The sequence below is a fragment of the Micromonospora vulcania genome (assembly GCF_042658605.1).
Classification (GTDB): domain Bacteria; phylum Actinomycetota; class Actinomycetes; order Mycobacteriales; family Micromonosporaceae; genus Micromonospora; species Micromonospora vulcania.
This window is the reverse complement of sequence record NZ_JBHSQS010000011.1, coordinates 140,583-155,990: the sequence shown is the minus strand read 5'-3', so window position 1 is coordinate 155,990 and position 15,408 is coordinate 140,583. Positions and strand designations below refer to the sequence as shown.

Genomic DNA, 15,408 nt, shown 5'->3' with positions numbered 1-15,408 from the left:
CAAGCACCCATCACCCTAGCAGAGGACGAGAGAGCAGCCGCTCCAGCCTACGCAGGGGTGCAATGACCGTCAAACACCTCGCGAGGTCGGACATCGGGACGCGCCCGGGACCGAAGGGGCGGTTTTCGCTGATGCCGACAAGGACCCGGCCACGTCGCCGGTTGATGGCGCAGGGACAACGCTGTTACCGTGCCCGATTGCGGTAAGCGTCTCCAGGCTCCGGTCCTCACGCGAGGGCAAGACCGGACAAGGCAGTCAATCGTTCGGCACGGTGAACCCGCTTCAGCGCCCGTTCAGGCAGGGGCAGGTCCCACCCGCGTCCGGCGGGCGGCCACAATCGGTCGGTACACAGGGTGTGGATAACCTGTGGACGACCACTGGTCACCCATCCGGGTGGGTGTTGTTCCACCCGCGAACGCGGCGGGCCCGGGATGGCCGGCTGGCAGACAGCGGCGGCCGGGAGCAGAGGCGAGGGGGTGGCACGACGGTGGCCGGTACGACCGACCTTGCCGCGGTGTGGTTGGCGGCGACCGACGAGCTCGCCGACGAGATCATCTCCGCGCAGCAGCGTGCCTACCTCCGACTGACCCGGCTTCGGGCGATCGTCGAGGACACCGCGCTGCTGTCCGTCCCGGACGCGTTCACCCGCGACGTCATCGAGTCACGGCTGCGCCCGGCGATCACCGAGGCACTCACCCGTCGACTCGGCCGGCCGATCCAGGTGGCGGTCACCGTACGGGTGGCCGAGGACGCCACCGGCCGCCCGGCCGGCACCGTCTACCGCAGCACCCTGGAGCCGGTCGACGCCGAGGGTCCGACCGACGGGCCGTTCGACGGCGACCTGGCGGGGCGACCGGCCGAGACGGTCATCCCCGAGCAGCCGACCGCGGGGCGGACGCCCGAGCAGGGCGTCCCAGCGGCTCCGGCCGGTCCGCCCCTCGCCGCGAGCCTCGACGGGCACCGGGCGGGGCTGATCCCGGCCAGCAGGGACGGCCAGGAGGCGCTCTTCAGCGCCGCGTTCGTGGAGCCGCTGCGGTCGCCTCGTTCCGGGCAGGACCGGCACGGCTACGACGAGCAGGCCACCCGCCTGGACCCGCCCGGCCCGGACACCCGGCCCTACGAGCCCCGTTACCGCGAGGACGCGGCGTCACCGCGGGACCAGCACGTGATCCGCGCGCTTCCCCGGGACAGCGGAACGGACAGCGGCCCGGGTCGTAGCGGCGTGGAACACCGAGCGGGGGGCCGCGACGATCGGCGGCTGCCCGGCACCGACACCGGTGGCAACCGACTCAACCCGAAGTACATGTTCGAGACGTTCGTCATCGGTTCGTCCAACCGCTTCGCCCACGCGGCGAGCGTGGCGGTGGCCGAGTCACCGGCGAAGGCGTACAACCCGCTGTTCATCTACGGCAGCTCGGGGCTGGGCAAGACGCACCTGCTGCACGCGATCGGGCACTACGCCACGACGCTCGGCAATGCCCGGTCGGTGCGGTACGTCTCGACCGAGGAGTTCACCAACGACTTCATCAACTCGCTCCGGGACGACAAGACCAGTGCGTTCCAGCGGCGCTACCGCGACGTCGACATCCTGCTGATCGACGACATCCAGTTCCTGGAGAACCGCGAGCGCACCCAGGAGGAGTTCTTCCACACCTTCAACACCCTGCACAACGCCAACAAGCAGATCGTGATCACCTCGGACCGGTCGCCCAAGCAGTTGGCGACGCTGGAGGACCGGCTGCGGACCAGGTTCGAGTGGGGCCTGCTCGCCGACATCCAGCCACCGGACCTGGAGACGCGGATCGCGATCCTGCAGAAGAAGGCGGCGCAGGAGCGGCTCTACGCCCCGCCGGACGTGCTGGAGTTCATCGCCTCCCGGGTGTCGAACTCGATCCGGGAACTGGAGGGCGCGCTGATCCGGGTGACCGCGTTCGCCAGCCTGACCCGGTCGACGGTGGAGCTGTCGCTGGCCGAGGAGGTGCTGCGGGACTTCATCCCGGACGGCGCCGGCCCGGAGATCACCGCGGACCAGATCATGGTCTCCACGGCGGACTACTTCGGGGTGAGCCTGGAGGACCTGCGCGGCCAGTCCCGCTCCCGGGTGCTCGTCAACGCCCGGCAGGTGGCCATGTATCTGTGTCGGGAGTTGACGGAGCTGTCGCTGCCCCGGATCGGGCAGGCCTTCGGTGGCCGGGACCACACCACGGTGATGCACGCCGACCGGAAGATCCGTCAGCAGATGGCCGAGCGCCGCTCGCTCTACAACCAGATCGCCGAGCTGACCAACCGGATCAAACAGAACACCTGACGTACGCCCGCCGCCGCGACGGCTCGCGGCACCCGGGACACGCCCGGCCGGATCTCCGGCCGGGCGTTCTTTTTCCCCTCCCGACGGGTCTCCGGCTTGACCCTCGACAAGGTTCAGACCACAGCATCGAGGCCGTGACCGCCGTGTTTCCCACTCGTTGTCCACAGCTCGTTGTCCACCGTCGGTGGATAACTACGGTCCGTCCTCCGCCGGTTACCCACAGCCTGTGGAGAAACCCTGTGTACGACGCTGTGGACGCCTGGGGACAACCGTGACGTTATCCACCGATGATCGTCGACCTGTGTACGACCTGTTGAAGATTCTGGGGATGACGGCAATGGTGATCTTCGTGGCTGTCCACAGGCATGGGGAGAAAGTCGGTGGATTACCGGTGGACAACCGGTGGACAACGGTGGACAACCAGCGCCCACAGCCGGGCTGTGGAGAACCAAGCCGGTTGTACCCCCGGTTCTCCACAGCTAAATCACCGGTGGATAACCTGTCTGAGCTGCGCAGACCCGAGTTCTCCACAGTTTGCACAGGTGCGATGAAGACGATGAGTTATCTCTTCTAAGAGAACAAAAACCAATCATCACCGTTGGACTTTCTGTGGATCGGGCCGAACGCTCCCGGATCAGCCGGTCAGCACCGACACGATCCATGGGGTCGGGCGCACAGCCGATGCCACCGCGCCCTAAGGTGCGATGGGTACCCGCACGGTCGGGCGGGACGGTAGGCAGCGGTCGGCATGAGAGAGTTGTCGCTGACGTCGACGCGGAGGCATTGATGAAGTTCCGAGTGGAGCGCGACGCGCTCGCTGAGGCCGTGGCCTGGACCGCGAAGAGCCTGCCCAACCGGCCATCCGTGCCAGTGCTCGCCGGTGTGATGCTCCGCGTCACCGACGGCAACCTGCGGGTGTCCGGCTTCGACTACGAGGTCTCCAGCCAGGTCACCGTCGAGGTGCAGGGCGACGCCGACGGCGCTGCCCTGGTCTCCGGCCGGCTGCTCGCCGAGATCACCAAGGCGCTGCCGGCCAAGCCGGTGGACATCGCCGCGGTCGGCGCCCACCTCGAGCTGGTCTGCGGCAGCGCTCGGTTCACCCTGCCCACCATGCCGGTGGAGGACTACCCCGCGCTGCCCGAGATGCCGCAGAGCGCCGGCACGGTCGACGCGGCCACGTTCGCCACCGCCGTGGCCCAGGTGGCCATCGCCGCCGGTCGCGACGAGACGCTGCCGATGATGACCGGCGTTCGCGTCGAGCTCTCCGGCAACACCCTGTCCATGCTCGCCACCGACCGCTACCGGCTGGCGCTGCGCGAGATCCAGTGGCGGCCGGACGACCCCGAGGTGAGCTTCAACGCCCTGGTGCCGGCCCGCACCCTGAACGACACCGCCAAGGCACTCGGCCCGCTGGGCGGCGAGGTCATTCTCGCCCTCGCCCAGGGCGCTGCGGGCGAGGGCATGGTCGGCCTGGCCGGCGGCACCCGGCGCACCACCAGCCGGCTGCTCGACGGTGCCAACTACCCGCCGGTGCGCTCGCTCTTCCCGGCCACCCACAACGCCGAGGCCCGGGTGTCGGTCAGCACCCTGATCGAGGTGGTCAAGCGGGTCGCGCTGGTCGCCGAACGGACCACCCCGGTGCTGCTCAGCTTCAGCGCCGACGGGCTGGTGGTCGAGGCCGGCGGCTCCGAGGAGGCGCGGGCCAGCGAGGCGATGGAGGCCACCTTCACCGGTGACGCGCTGACCATCGGGTTCAATCCGCAGTACCTCATCGACGGCCTGGCCAACCTGGGCGCGCAGACCGCCGTGCTCTCGTTCGTCGACGCCTTCAAGCCCGCGGTGATCTCACCCGCCGGCGAGGATGGCGAGTCCATCCCGGGGTACCGGTACCTCATCATGCCGATCCGCGTGTCTCGCTGATCGCGCCCAGCAACACCCAGATCCACGGAGGTAGGAACACATGGAGCTCGGCCTTGTAGGACTCGGCCGGATGGGCGGCAACATGCGGGAGCGGTTGCGCGCCGCCGGCCACGAGGTGGTCGGTTTCGACCACAACGCGCAGCTGAGCGACGCCGCGACCCTCGCAGAGCTGGCAGAGAAGCTCGAGTCGCCGCGCGCGGTCTGGGTCATGGTGCCCGCCGGCGTCACCGACGCCACCATCGACGAACTCGCCGCGGTGCTCGGCGAGGGCGACATCATCATCGACGGCGGCAACTCCCGGTTCAGCGACGACGCTCCCCGTGCCGAGCGGCTCAGCGAGCTCGGCATCGGCTACCTGGACGTCGGCGTCTCCGGCGGCGTCTGGGGCCGGCAGAACGGCTACGGGCTCATGGTGGGCGGAGCCGAGCAGCACGTCGAGCGCCTGATGCCGATCTTCAACGCGCTCAAGCCGGAGGGCGAGTTCGGCTTCGTGCACGCCGGGCCGGTGGGCGCTGGGCACTACTCCAAGATGGTGCACAACGGCATCGAGTACGGCCTGATGCACGCCTACGCCGAGGGCTACGAGCTGCTGGCGGCCTCCGAGCTGGTGACCAACGTGCCGGGGGTCTTCAAGTCCTGGCGCGAGGGCACGGTGGTCCGCTCCTGGCTGCTCGACCTGCTGGACCGGGCGCTCGACGAGGACCCGGACCTGTCCGAGCTGAGCGGTTACACCGAGGACACCGGCGAGGGCCGCTGGACGGTCGACGAGGCGGTCCGCCTGGCCGTTCCGCTGAACGTCATCACCGCCTCGTTGTTCGCCCGCTTCTCCTCGCGGCAGGACGACTCGCCGGCCATGAAGGCCGTCGCCGCGCTGCGTCAGCAGTTCGGCGGCCACGCCGTCCACAAGCGCTGAGCGGTATCCACAACCTGTGTACGTCCACCGGCTGGAACTGGTCGACTTCCGCTCGTACGAGCGGGTGGCCGTCGACCTCCAGCCGGGGGCGAACGTGCTGATCGGCGCCAACGGCGTCGGCAAGACCAACCTCGTCGAGGCGCTCGGTTACGTGGCGACCCTGGATTCGCACCGGGTCGCCACGGACGCGCCCCTCGTCCGGATGGGCGCCGCGTCAGCGGTGATCCGCTGCGCGGTGACGCACGATGGCCGGGAGCTCCTGGTCGAGCTGGAGATCGTACCCGGCAAGGCCAACCGGGCCCGGCTGGGCCGCTCTCCGGCTCGGCGGGCCCGGGACGTGCTCGGTGCGCTGCGGCTGGTGCTCTTCGCACCGGAGGACCTGGAACTGGTCCGGGGTGACCCGGCCGAGCGCCGCCGCTACCTGGACGACCTGTTGGTCAACCGGCAGCCCCGGTACGCCGGTGTGCGGGCCGACTACGAGCGGGTGGTCAAGCAACGCAACGCCCTGCTGCGTACCGCGTACCTGGCTCGCAAGACCGGCGGATCCCGCGGCGGGGATCTCGGCACCCTCGCGGTCTGGGACACCCACCTGGCCCGGCACGGCGCGGAGTTGCTCGCCGGCCGCCTGGAGTTGGTCGCCGCGCTGACTCCGCACGTTGCCAAGGCGTACGACGCGGTGGCCGCCGGTCGGGGCGCGGCCGGCATCGCCTACCGGCCCTCGATCGAGCTGGCCGAGCCGACCACCGACCGGGCCGCGCTGGCCGACGCGCTGACCGCCGCCCTCGCCGCGTCCCGCAGCGCCGAGATCGAACGCGGCACCACCCTGGTCGGTCCGCACCGCGACGAGCTGGCGCTGACTCTCGGCCCGCTGCCCGCCAAGGGGTACGCCAGCCACGGTGAGTCCTGGTCGTTCGCGCTCGCACTGCGCCTGGCCGGGTACGACCTGCTACGCGCGGACGGCATCGAACCGGTGCTGGTGCTGGACGACGTCTTCGCGGAGCTGGACACCGGGCGCCGCGAGCGGCTGGCGGAGCTGGTCGGCGGCGCGAGCCAGCTGCTGGTCACCTGCGCGGTGGACGACGACGTTCCGGCCGCCCTGCGCGGCACCCGCTACCAGGTCGGCGAGGGGACGGTACGCCGTGTCGGATGAGCCACGAACCAACCGAAGCGACCCTGGGCGGGGCAGAGGCAAGAGCGGCGCCGGCGATGCCTCGCCAGCGCGTACCGCAGGATCGGAGCCGTCCGCGAGCGGCGGCGAGCCGGGCGCGGCGACCGGCCCGGAGTTGGCGCGGGCGGTGCTCGACGCGGCGCTGTCCCGGCGGCAGGCGGCGGCGCGCACCCGGCGTACCCCTGGCGGTGGCGGGAGTGGCGACGGTGCCGGCGGCTCGGGGCGGCGGCTGCGCGGTTACTCCGGCCCGGGCCCCGACCCGCGCGACCCGCAGCCGCTCGGGGCCGTACTCAACCGGCTGATGAAGGCGCGCGGCTGGCAGCAACCGGCCGCCGAGGCCACCGTGTTCGGTGCCTGGGAGCGGGTGGTCGGTGCGGAGGTGGCCCAGCACAGCCGGCCGGTCAAGCTGGAGAACGGCGAGCTGACCGTGGAGGCCCGCTCGACGGCGTGGGCCACCCAGCTACGGCTGCTCGCCGGTTCGCTGCTCCAGCAGATCGGCCGGGAGGTCGGTCACAACGTGGTGCGCAAGCTGCACATTCACGGCCCGGCCGCGCCGTCCTGGTCGAAGGGGCCGCGTCGGGTACGTGGCCGGGGGCCACGGGACACCTACGGCTGAGCGGGGTGCCTCAGCTCCGCCGGTCGGCACTGCACCGCGAGCGGGGCTGCCCTACGCGGGCAGGCGGAGAAGATCCCCGCCGCGATCGTGCAGCGGCTCGGGCTACCGGTCCAGGACCTGCAACACCTGCACACCGTGCTCACCCGGGTGATCGCCGCGGCGAACCGACCCGGCGACGGCGGCCAGCTCGCCCCGGACCCCGCTACCGCCGGTCAGGCGTCGGCGTAGATGGCGAAGCCGCGCTCGGCGCAACGCCGGTAGAACGCCGCCAGCACGCCCAACTCGGCGCAGGTGAAGTTCCACTGCGGCGGATCGCCACTCTCGTCGCGTAGCGCGTCCAGCCGGCTGTCCAGCCAGCGCAGCTGCTGCTCGGCCAACCGACCGTCGCCGAGCAGCGAGCGCAGTACCTCGCTCACCGACTCGAAGGTCACCGCCTCGCTCTGCGGGCGATGAGCAGCCACGAACCGTTCGATGCCGCCCGCGACCCAGGCGCAGCCGTCCGGGTCGATCACCGGGTCCTCGTCCTCGGCGGCGGCGTCTGTGGCGTACAACACACCTTCGAGGCCGAGGAGAAGATCCACCAGCTCGGTGTACGCGGTCGCCCGGACGGTGCCGGTCTTCGCGATCATCTCGGCCAGCGCCGCGGTCGGCGCCGAGATTCGCGGCAGATCGACGATCTCGCCGAAGTCAACGAACTCGGCCGGCGCGACCGGGTCGTAGAAGCGGCCGGTCCGCGGCCAGTGCACCGCGACGTTGTCCAGCCCCATCTGTCACCTCTTAAAGAGCACGTGTCGGTTCGATCGGGTCGATCGTCCGGTTTTGGCCGACAAAGATCAAGGCCGCTTCCGGGGCGCCGCTAACGTACGGCAACCGCCGCCCGGCCGCGACCCCCGACCCGCCCGGGCGCGGGTCAACCCGTCGGGCGGCGGCGCGTGCGATCGGAGCCCGGCGTGTGGGGGGAGTCGTGGGCAACGGGGTTCTGCCGGCTATGGCGGTCTCAGCCGCCTCGTTGAAGGTGCCGAGTGGTGGATCTGTCCTCCGCGCACAGTAGGATTGACAGCGAGACGAAGACCCGGTGCGGAGCGAGGGACGGGGGCCGGTGGCCCCAGGATCATTCTCCACGTCGGGTCTAGCCGATCGCGATCCGCGGGCAACCGCGGCGACCGGCGCGTTCGACCCGCTGTTCGGAGGTCTCCGGCACCGGTCCGCGCGCCGACGTCGCGTCCTGTCCGCCGAACCCGCGCCCGACGCGCCCTCCCGGCGTGGACGACGCGAGAAAGTGGCCGAGGGTGGCAGCGCAGGACAAGCAGGAGTACGGCGCAGGGTCGATCACCGTTCTCGAAGGGCTGGAGGCGGTCCGCAAGCGGCCCGGTATGTACATCGGGTCCACCGGTGAGCGTGGTCTGCACCACCTCGTCTGGGAGGTCGTCGACAACGCTGTCGACGAGGCGCTGGCCGGTTACTGCGACACCATCGACGTGGTGCTGCTCGCGGACGGCGGGGTCGAGGTCACCGACAACGGCCGTGGCTTCCCGGTCGACCTGCACCCGAAGCTCAAGAAGCCGGGTGTCGAGGTCGCGCTGACCGTACTGCACGCCGGCGGCAAGTTCGACGGCAAGGCGTACGCGGTCTCCGGCGGTCTGCACGGCGTCGGTGTCTCGGTGGTCAACGCGCTCTCCACCCGGATGGCCGTGGAGATCCACAAGTCCGGCTTCGTGTGGCGGCAGCAGTACCACAACTCCAAGCCGGGCACGCTGGAGAAGGGCGAGGCCACCGACCGCACCGGTTCGGCGGTCTCCTTCTGGCCCGACCCGGACGTCTTCGAGACCGTCGACTTCGACTTCCAGACCATCTACCGGCGCCTCCAGGAGATGGCCTTCCTCAACCGCGGCCTCTCCATCCACCTGCTCGACCAGCGGGTCGCCGAGGAGGAGGACGGCCGGCAGCGCGAGGTCACCTTCTGCTACAAGGGCGGCATCGCCGACTTCGTCCGGCACCTCAACGCCTCCAAGAACCCGATCCACAAGACGGTGGTCGAGTTCGGTGCCGAGGAGGAGGGCATGTCGGTCGAGATCGCCATGCAGTGGAACGAGTCGTACGGCGAGTCGGTCTACACCTTCGCCAACACGATCAACACCCACGAGGGCGGCACGCACGAGGAGGGCTTCCGGTCCGCGCTGACCAGCGTGGTCAACCGGTACGGCACCGACAAGAAGCTGCTCAAGGGCGACGAGAAGCTCTCCGGCGAGGACATCCGGGAAGGGCTCGCGGCGATCATCTCGGTCAAGCTTGCCAACCCGCAGTTCGAGGGCCAGACCAAGACCAAGCTCGGCAACACCCCGGTGAAGAGTTTCGTGCAGCGGGTCTGCAACGAGTGGCTGGTCGACTGGTTCGACCGCAACCCGGCCGAAGCCAAAATGATCATCACCAAGGCGTCGCAGGCGGCCCGAGCCCGGATCGCCGCGCAGCAGGCGCGCAAGCTGGCCCGGCGCAAGTCGCTGCTGGAGTCCGGCTCGATGCCGGGCAAGCTGGCCGACTGCCAGTCCACCGACCCGCGTGAGTCCGAGGTGTTCATCGTCGAGGGCGACTCGGCCGGTGGTTCGGCCAAGCAGGGCCGGGACCCACGGACCCAGGCGATCCTGCCGATCCGCGGCAAGATCCTCAACGTGGAGAAGGCCCGGATCGACCGGGTGCTGAAGAACAACGAGGTCCAGGCGCTCATCACGGCGCTGGGCACCGGCATCCACGACGACTTCGACATGGAGAAGCTGCGGTACCACAAGGTGGTGCTGATGGCCGACGCGGACGTCGACGGCCAGCACATCCAGACGCTGCTGCTCACCCTGCTGTTCCGCTTCATGCGTCCGCTGGTCGAGCTGGGCCACGTCTACCTGGCCGCCCCGCCGCTCTACAAGATCAAGTGGAACAAGAAGGGCGACGACGCGCAGTACGCGTACTCCGACCGTGAGCGGGACGGGTTGATCGCGCTGCGCCAGCAGAAGAAGCCGAACGCCAAGCCGGACGACATCCAGCGCTTCAAGGGCCTCGGCGAGATGAACTATCCCGAGCTGTGGGAAACCACGATGAACCCGGCGACGCGTACCTTGCGTCAGGTCACGCTCGACGACGCGGCGACCGCCGACGAGTTGTTCAGCGTGCTGATGGGTGAGGACGTCGAAGCCCGCCGGTCGTTCATCCAGCGCAACGCCAAGGACGTCCGGTTCCTGGACATCTGACGGAGCACGGCGGGTCGGCCGGGAATCCCCGGGCCGACCCGCCGATCCACAGAGTTATCCACAGCTTGGCCGGTATCCACAGCCGTTATCCACAGCACGAAAACGACTCTGAGTCTGATAAGGGTAAACAGTGACCGATTCCCCCGAGTCCACACCGAACGAGCCCGAGGTCCCCGCCGAGGCCATCGCCGCCGTGGTCGCGCACGACCGGATCGAACCGGTCGGGCTCGAGGTGGAGATGCAGCGCTCCTACCTCGACTACGCGATGAGCGTCATCGTCGGTCGAGCGCTGCCGGACGTCCGGGACGGGCTCAAGCCGGTCCACCGCAAGATCCTCTACGCGATGTTCGACTCCGGCTACCGGCCGGACCGCGGCTACGTGAAGTGCTCCCGGGTCGTCGGCGACGTGATGGGTCAGTTCCACCCGCACGGCGACTCGGCGATCTATGACGCGCTGGTCCGGATGGCGCAGCCCTGGTCGCTGCGGTACCCGCTGGTCGACGGCAACGGCAACTTTGGCTCGCCGGGCAACGACCCGGCCGCCGCCATGCGATACACCGAGTGCAAGCTCGACCCGCTGGCGATGGAGATGCTGCGGGACATCGACGAGGACACCGTCGACCTGCAGGACAACTACGACGGCCGGGCCAAGGAGCCCACCATCCTGCCGTCGCGGATCCCGAACCTGCTGGTGAACGGCTCCGAGGGCATCGCGGTCGGCATGGCCACCAAGATCCCCCCGCACAACCTGCGGGAGATCGGCGCGGCGGTGCAGTGGTGCCTGGAGAACCCGGACGAGGACGAGGAGACCACCCTCGAAGCCCTGCTGGGCATCGTCAAGGGTCCGGACTTCCCGACCCACGGCCTGATCGTCGGCACCACGGCGATCCAGGACGCGTACCGCACGGGTCGTGGTTCGATCCGGATGCGGGCCGTGGTGGAGGTCGAGGAGGACAAGCGTGGCCGGCCCTGCCTGGTGGTCAGCGAGCTGCCCTACCAGGTCAACCCGGACAACCTGGCCGAGCGGATCGCCGAGCTGATCAAGGAAGGCAAGCTCGCCGGAATCGCCGACATCCGCGACGAGTCCTCCGGGCGTACCGGCATGCGGATCGTGCTGGTCCTCAAGCGCGACGCGGTCGCCAAGGTGGTGCTGAACAACCTCTACAAGCACACCCAGCTCCAGGAGACCTTCGGCGCCAACATGCTGGCCCTGGTCGACGGGGTTCCGCGCACGCTCAACCTGGCGCAGTTCATCCGCTACTACGTCGAGCACCAGATCGACGTGATCCGGCGGCGGACCGCGTTCCGGCTCCGCAAGGCCGAGGAGCGGGCGCACATCCTGCGCGGTCTGGGTAAGGCGCTGGACGCACTGGACGAGGTGATCGCCCTCATCCGGCGGTCGCCGACCGTCGAGGACGCCCGGCAGGGCCTGATCCGGCTGCTGGAGATCGACGAGATCCAGGCGACCGCGATCCTGGACATGCAGCTGCGCCGGCTGGCCGCTCTGGAGCGGCAGCGGATCGTGGACGATCTCGCCAAGCTGGAGCTCGAGATCGCCGACCTCAAGGACATCCTCGCCAAGCCGGAGCGGCAGCGGCGGATCGTCTCCGAGGAACTGGGCGAGATCGTCGCCAAGTGGGGCGACGACCGGCGGACGCAGATCATCCCGTTCGACGGCGAGGTCTCGATGGAGGACCTCATCGCCCGGGAGGACGTGGTCGTCACGATCACCCGGACGGGGTACGCCAAGCGGACCAAGGTCGACCTGTACCGGTCCCAGCGGCGCGGCGGCAAGGGCGTCAGTGGCGCCACACTGCGGCAGGACGATATCGTCAGCCACTTCTTCGTCTGCTCGACCCACGACTGGATCCTGTTCTTCACGAACAAGGGCCGTGTGTACCGGGCCAAGGCGTACGAGTTGCCGGAGGCCAGTAGGGTAGCCAAGGGCCAGCACGTGGCCAACCTGCTCGCCTTCCTGCCCGACGAGCAGATCGCGCAGATCATCGAAATCCCGAACTACCAGGTAGCCCCCTATCTGGTACTGGCCACGAAGAACGGCCTGGTGAAGAAGACGCGGCTCGAGGAGTTCGACTCCAACCGTTCCGGCGGAATCATCGCGATCAACCTGCGCGATGAGGACGAGCTGGTCGGTGCTGCGTTGGCTGCGCCGGAGGACGACCTGCTGCTGGTCTCCAAGAAGGCACAGGCGATCCGCTTCAACGCCTCGGACGAGGCGCTGCGGCCGATGGGCCGGGCCACCTCGGGTGTGATCGGCATGCGGTTCACGGACGATGACGTCCTGCTCGCCATGGAGGTCGTCCGGGAGGGTCTGGACGTTCTGGTGGCGACCAACGGTGGATACGCGAAACGTACTCCGATCGAGGAATACCCGGTGCAGGGCCGGGGAGGTAAAGGTGTGCTGACTGCGAAGATCACCGAACGACGCGGTGGTCTGGTCGGTGCCGTGGTGATCGACCCGGACGACGAACTGTTCGCCATCACCAGCAACGGTGGTGTCATCCGGACTCCGGTGAAGCCTGTACGCCGTACGCGTGACCGGAACACAATGGGGGTCAAGCTGATGGACCTCCCGGACGGCGTGACTATCGTGGCGATTGCTCGCAATGCCGACGAGCCTGACGAACAGGACTAGTTGAATGACGGAGACACAGGCGAAGTCGGGGAACACGGGGACCTCGGCCAACCCGGTCGACGAGGAGGCCGCCAAGGGCGGCACACCAGCGACCGGCCGCGCGGCCGTGGGCCGGGCAACGGTTCCCGCCGATGCGCCTGCCCCGAAATTCACCAGGGCTCCCGGCATGACACCCCCGCCGGAAGAGCCCAGCGGGGACAGCGGGTCGGGCGAGAAGACCGAGGCGCCGGCTGCCGAGGCGCCGACGTCCACCGGTACACCCCCGGCGGCGGCACCGACCCCGGCGGCCCGTCCGACAACGACCCAGCCGATCAGCGCTCGGGCCGGTCAGGCGACGTCCCCCGGGAGCACCGGCACCCAGCCCCGGATCACGCCCGGCATGACCCAGCCGCAGCCGGATCCGGCGCGTACCCCCGCTGCCGGTCGTCCGGCCAGCGGGGGTGGCCTGCCCCCGGGGATCGGCAACGCGTCCGCCGTCGGGGCGGCGCGGGTCGGTGACGCGGTACGCGCCGCGCGTACCTCGGTCAGCTCGGCCGCGTCCCGCGGGCCGCGCCGGGCCCGTCTGAACCTGAAGCGGATCGACCCCTGGTCCGTGATGAAGTTCGCGTTCGCCGTCTCGGTGGTGCTCTTCATCGTCGTGGTGGTCGCCACGTCGGTGCTCTACCTGGCGTTGGACGCGATGGGCGTGTTCCAGAGCGTCAACGACAGCCTGAGTGACCTGGTCAACGCCGGCGGTGGACAGAGCACCAACGGCTTCCAGATCACCGCCAAGGGCGTGATCCTCAGCTCGGCGCTGATCGGCCTGGTCAACGTGGTGCTGTTCACCGCGCTGGCCACGCTGGGAGCGTTCGTCTACAACGTCTGCGCCGACCTGGTCGGCGGGATCGAGCTGACCCTCGCCGAGCGGGACTGAGCGATCGGAGCGCCGGGGCACCGCGTAAAGCGGTCGCCCCGGCGTCCCGTACTCGGGTAGGTTTTGCAGGCGGCGACGGGCCCGGCTCGCAGGCTCGGACCCCGATTTGGGGCCAGCAGAGCGGATGGGTTAATCTTGCTCGTCGCAACGCGGGGCTATAGCTCAGTCGGTTAGAGCGCAGAGCTGATAACTCTGAGGTCGATGGTTCGATTCCATCTAGCCCCACCGCATGTCGTCCGACGGTAGTTGAGCGCGAGGGGTCGCCCCATGTTCAAGAAGCTGCTGATCCTGGCTGGCGTCGTCGGCGTGGCCGCCGTCGTTTTCAACAAGGTCAAGGCCGCCAACGACGAGCGCGCTCTCTGGCACGAGGCGACCACCTCGCCCGACCTGCGCTGAAGACCGGCCCGTTCGGCACGGCGCGCACGGGGCCCTAGCTCAACTGGCAGAGCACTGCCTTTGCAAGGCAGGGGTTAGGGGTTCGAGTCCCCTGGGCTCCACCAGCACTCTCCTTGGTTGATCTCGGTCCGAGTACAGCCATTCGTACAGCCAAGCCGCTCACGCCAATCCCTCCTGGCCGAGAATTCGGTCAATGGCCGAGGCAGCCTGACGAGCCCGGGCCGGCAGAACGTGGCCGTAGGTGTCGGCCGTCATCCGGATCGTGGAGTGCCCGAGCAGCTCCATTACCGTCCGCAGCTCCTCGCCCTGGTCGAGCAGGAACGTGGCGAAGGCGTGCCGCAGGTCGTGCAGGTGCAGCCAGTCCAGTCCGGCCGCCGCGCGGAGCTGCTCGAAGCGCCGGTTGACGTTCCGTGGCTCCATCGCGGTGCCGATGGTGCTGGCGAAGACCAGGCCCAGATCCGACCACACCTCCCCGGCCGCGAGCCGTTCCTTGGCCTGGCGCACACGCTGTGCCTCCAACGCCCGAACGGCCAGAGCCGACAGCGGCAGCGGACGGGCCGATCGGTGCGTCTTCGGTGGCACGAACTCCAACCCGCGATCCGTTCGCTGGAGCGTCTGCCGAACGAACAGCGCCCTTCCCGGCAGGTCGATATCCGACCACCGCAGGCCCAGCAGTTCAGCTCGCCGCAGCCCGGTCGCGAGCGCCAGGACGAACAGCGATTCCAGCCGGTCCCCGGTCAGCACCGAGAGCAGGGTCTTGGCTTCCTCGGGGGTCAGAGCGCGCCGCTCGGTTCTGCCGAGGGCCGGTGGCTTGGCGGCCTTGGCGACGTTGCGCGGGATCAAGTCCATCCGCTCAGCGTCGGCCAGGGCGACGCGCAGCACGGCGTGCACCTTGATGATGCTGGCCGGCGCCAGCTTCCCGCGCAGCCCGCTAAGGAACCGCTGCACATCGCGAGGCGTCAGCCGGTCGAGCTTCACCCGGCCCAGGCCCGGCACGAGGTGCTTGCTCACGGCCAGGCGGTAGCGCACCAGCGTTGACGGCCGGGTGCCGTCGTGTGCCTTCACGTCCCGCAGCCACTCGGTCAACCAGGCTTCGAGGGTCCGAGGCTGCGCGGAGAGGTCGACGCCGAGCTGAAGTTGGCGCCGCAGCTCGTCCCGCTTCCGGACCGCCTCAGCCTCGCTCTTGGCGTAGACGTACTTCCGCTTCCGCTTCCCGTCGATCCAACCGAGGTCGACCACCGCAGCCCACACGCCCGGCCGCTGTTCGTACACGGAGCCCTCACCG

At 69.4% G+C, this 15,408-nt stretch carries 12 protein-coding genes and 2 tRNA genes; 12 read left to right on the top strand and 2 right to left on the bottom strand.

The window, feature by feature from the left end; genetic code table 11:
- The first annotated feature begins 487 nt into the window (after positions 1 to 487).
- The 6 genes from dnaA to ACFQGL_RS19930 all read left to right on the top strand — a co-directional run bounded on the left by dnaA (position 488) and on the right by ACFQGL_RS19930 (position 7,153).
- Positions 488 to 2,308 (top strand): chromosomal replication initiator protein DnaA, encoded by a 1,821-nt coding sequence (gene dnaA, locus ACFQGL_RS19955; protein WP_377513689.1) that lies wholly within the window; start codon positions 488 to 490, stop codon positions 2,306 to 2,308.
- 786 nt (positions 2,309 to 3,094) lie between these two features.
- Positions 3,095 to 4,228 (top strand): DNA polymerase III subunit beta, encoded by a 1,134-nt coding sequence (dnaN, locus tag ACFQGL_RS19950; RefSeq protein WP_377513688.1) that lies wholly within the window; start codon positions 3,095 to 3,097, stop codon positions 4,226 to 4,228.
- Positions 4,229 to 4,268: 40 nt separating this feature from the next.
- Complete coding sequence (gene gnd, locus ACFQGL_RS19945; RefSeq protein ID WP_377513687.1) at positions 4,269 to 5,141, top strand: phosphogluconate dehydrogenase (NAD(+)-dependent, decarboxylating); 873 nt, start codon at positions 4,269 to 4,271, stop codon at positions 5,139 to 5,141.
- Positions 5,142 to 5,157: 16 nt separating this feature from the next.
- Positions 5,158 to 6,291, top strand: a complete 1,134-nt coding sequence (gene recF / locus ACFQGL_RS19940) for a DNA replication/repair protein RecF (RefSeq protein ID WP_377513686.1) — start codon at positions 5,158 to 5,160, stop codon at positions 6,289 to 6,291.
- Complete coding sequence (locus ACFQGL_RS19935; protein WP_377513685.1) at positions 6,281 to 6,925, top strand: DciA family protein; 645 nt, start codon at positions 6,281 to 6,283, stop codon at positions 6,923 to 6,925. Before recF ends, ACFQGL_RS19935 begins: the two co-directional genes overlap by 11 nt.
- A gap of 87 nt (positions 6,926 to 7,012) precedes the next feature.
- Positions 7,013 to 7,153, top strand: coding sequence for a hypothetical protein (locus tag ACFQGL_RS19930; RefSeq protein ID WP_377513684.1), 141 nt, complete (start codon positions 7,013 to 7,015; stop codon positions 7,151 to 7,153).
- Here the strand turns inward: ACFQGL_RS19930 and ACFQGL_RS19925 are convergent.
- On the bottom strand, positions 7,138 to 7,692 hold the full coding sequence (locus ACFQGL_RS19925; protein ID WP_377513683.1) for a hypothetical protein: 555 nt from the start codon (positions 7,690 to 7,692) through the stop codon (positions 7,138 to 7,140). The two genes, ACFQGL_RS19930 and ACFQGL_RS19925, sit on opposite strands and share 16 nt — an antisense overlap.
- Positions 7,693 to 8,214: 522 nt before the next feature.
- Here ACFQGL_RS19925 and gyrB point away from each other — a divergent pair.
- From gyrB to ACFQGL_RS19895, 6 genes are all read left to right on the top strand, one after another.
- Complete coding sequence (gene gyrB, locus ACFQGL_RS19920) at positions 8,215 to 10,161, top strand: DNA topoisomerase (ATP-hydrolyzing) subunit B (protein ID WP_377513682.1); 1,947 nt, start codon at positions 8,215 to 8,217, stop codon at positions 10,159 to 10,161.
- A 130-nt stretch (positions 10,162 to 10,291) separates the two neighbouring features.
- Complete coding sequence (gene gyrA, locus ACFQGL_RS19915; protein WP_377513681.1) at positions 10,292 to 12,814, top strand: DNA gyrase subunit A; 2,523 nt, start codon at positions 10,292 to 10,294, stop codon at positions 12,812 to 12,814.
- A 4-nt stretch (positions 12,815 to 12,818) separates the two neighbouring features.
- Positions 12,819 to 13,727 (top strand): DUF3566 domain-containing protein, encoded by a 909-nt coding sequence (locus tag ACFQGL_RS19910; RefSeq protein WP_377513680.1) that lies wholly within the window; start codon positions 12,819 to 12,821, stop codon positions 13,725 to 13,727.
- Between the two features lie 151 nt (positions 13,728 to 13,878).
- Positions 13,879 to 13,952: transfer RNA gene (locus ACFQGL_RS19905), tRNA-Ile, on the top strand.
- Positions 13,953 to 13,994: 42 nt separating this feature from the next.
- Positions 13,995 to 14,123 (top strand): DLW-39 family protein, encoded by a 129-nt coding sequence (locus tag ACFQGL_RS19900; RefSeq protein ID WP_363749982.1) that lies wholly within the window; start codon positions 13,995 to 13,997, stop codon positions 14,121 to 14,123.
- Positions 14,124 to 14,151: 28 nt separating this feature from the next.
- Positions 14,152 to 14,227, top strand: a tRNA-Ala gene (locus ACFQGL_RS19895).
- Between the two features lie 55 nt (positions 14,228 to 14,282).
- On the opposite strand, the gene ACFQGL_RS19890 is transcribed toward ACFQGL_RS19895, so the two are convergent.
- On the bottom strand, positions 14,283 to 15,395 hold the full coding sequence (locus ACFQGL_RS19890; RefSeq protein WP_377513679.1) for a tyrosine-type recombinase/integrase: 1,113 nt from the start codon (positions 15,393 to 15,395) through the stop codon (positions 14,283 to 14,285).
- Positions 15,396 to 15,408: the final 13 nt, after the last annotated feature.

What these genes read in the sequence shown, in the direction of transcription:
- dnaN (WP_377513688.1), top strand. Translation starts at nt 3,095, where the DNA reads ATGAAGTTCCGAGTGGAGCGCGACGCGCTCGCTGAGGCCGTGGCCTGG.
- gnd (WP_377513687.1), top strand. Translation starts at nt 4,269, where the DNA reads ATGGAGCTCGGCCTTGTAGGACTCGGCCGGATGGGCGGCAACATGCGG.
- ACFQGL_RS19925 (WP_377513683.1), bottom strand. Translation starts at nt 7,692, where the DNA reads ATGGGGCTGGACAACGTCGCGGTGCACTGGCCGCGGACCGGCCGCTTC.
- ACFQGL_RS19910 (WP_377513680.1), top strand. Translation starts at nt 12,819, where the DNA reads ATGACGGAGACACAGGCGAAGTCGGGGAACACGGGGACCTCGGCCAAC.
- ACFQGL_RS19900 (WP_363749982.1), top strand. Translation starts at nt 13,995, where the DNA reads ATGTTCAAGAAGCTGCTGATCCTGGCTGGCGTCGTCGGCGTGGCCGCC.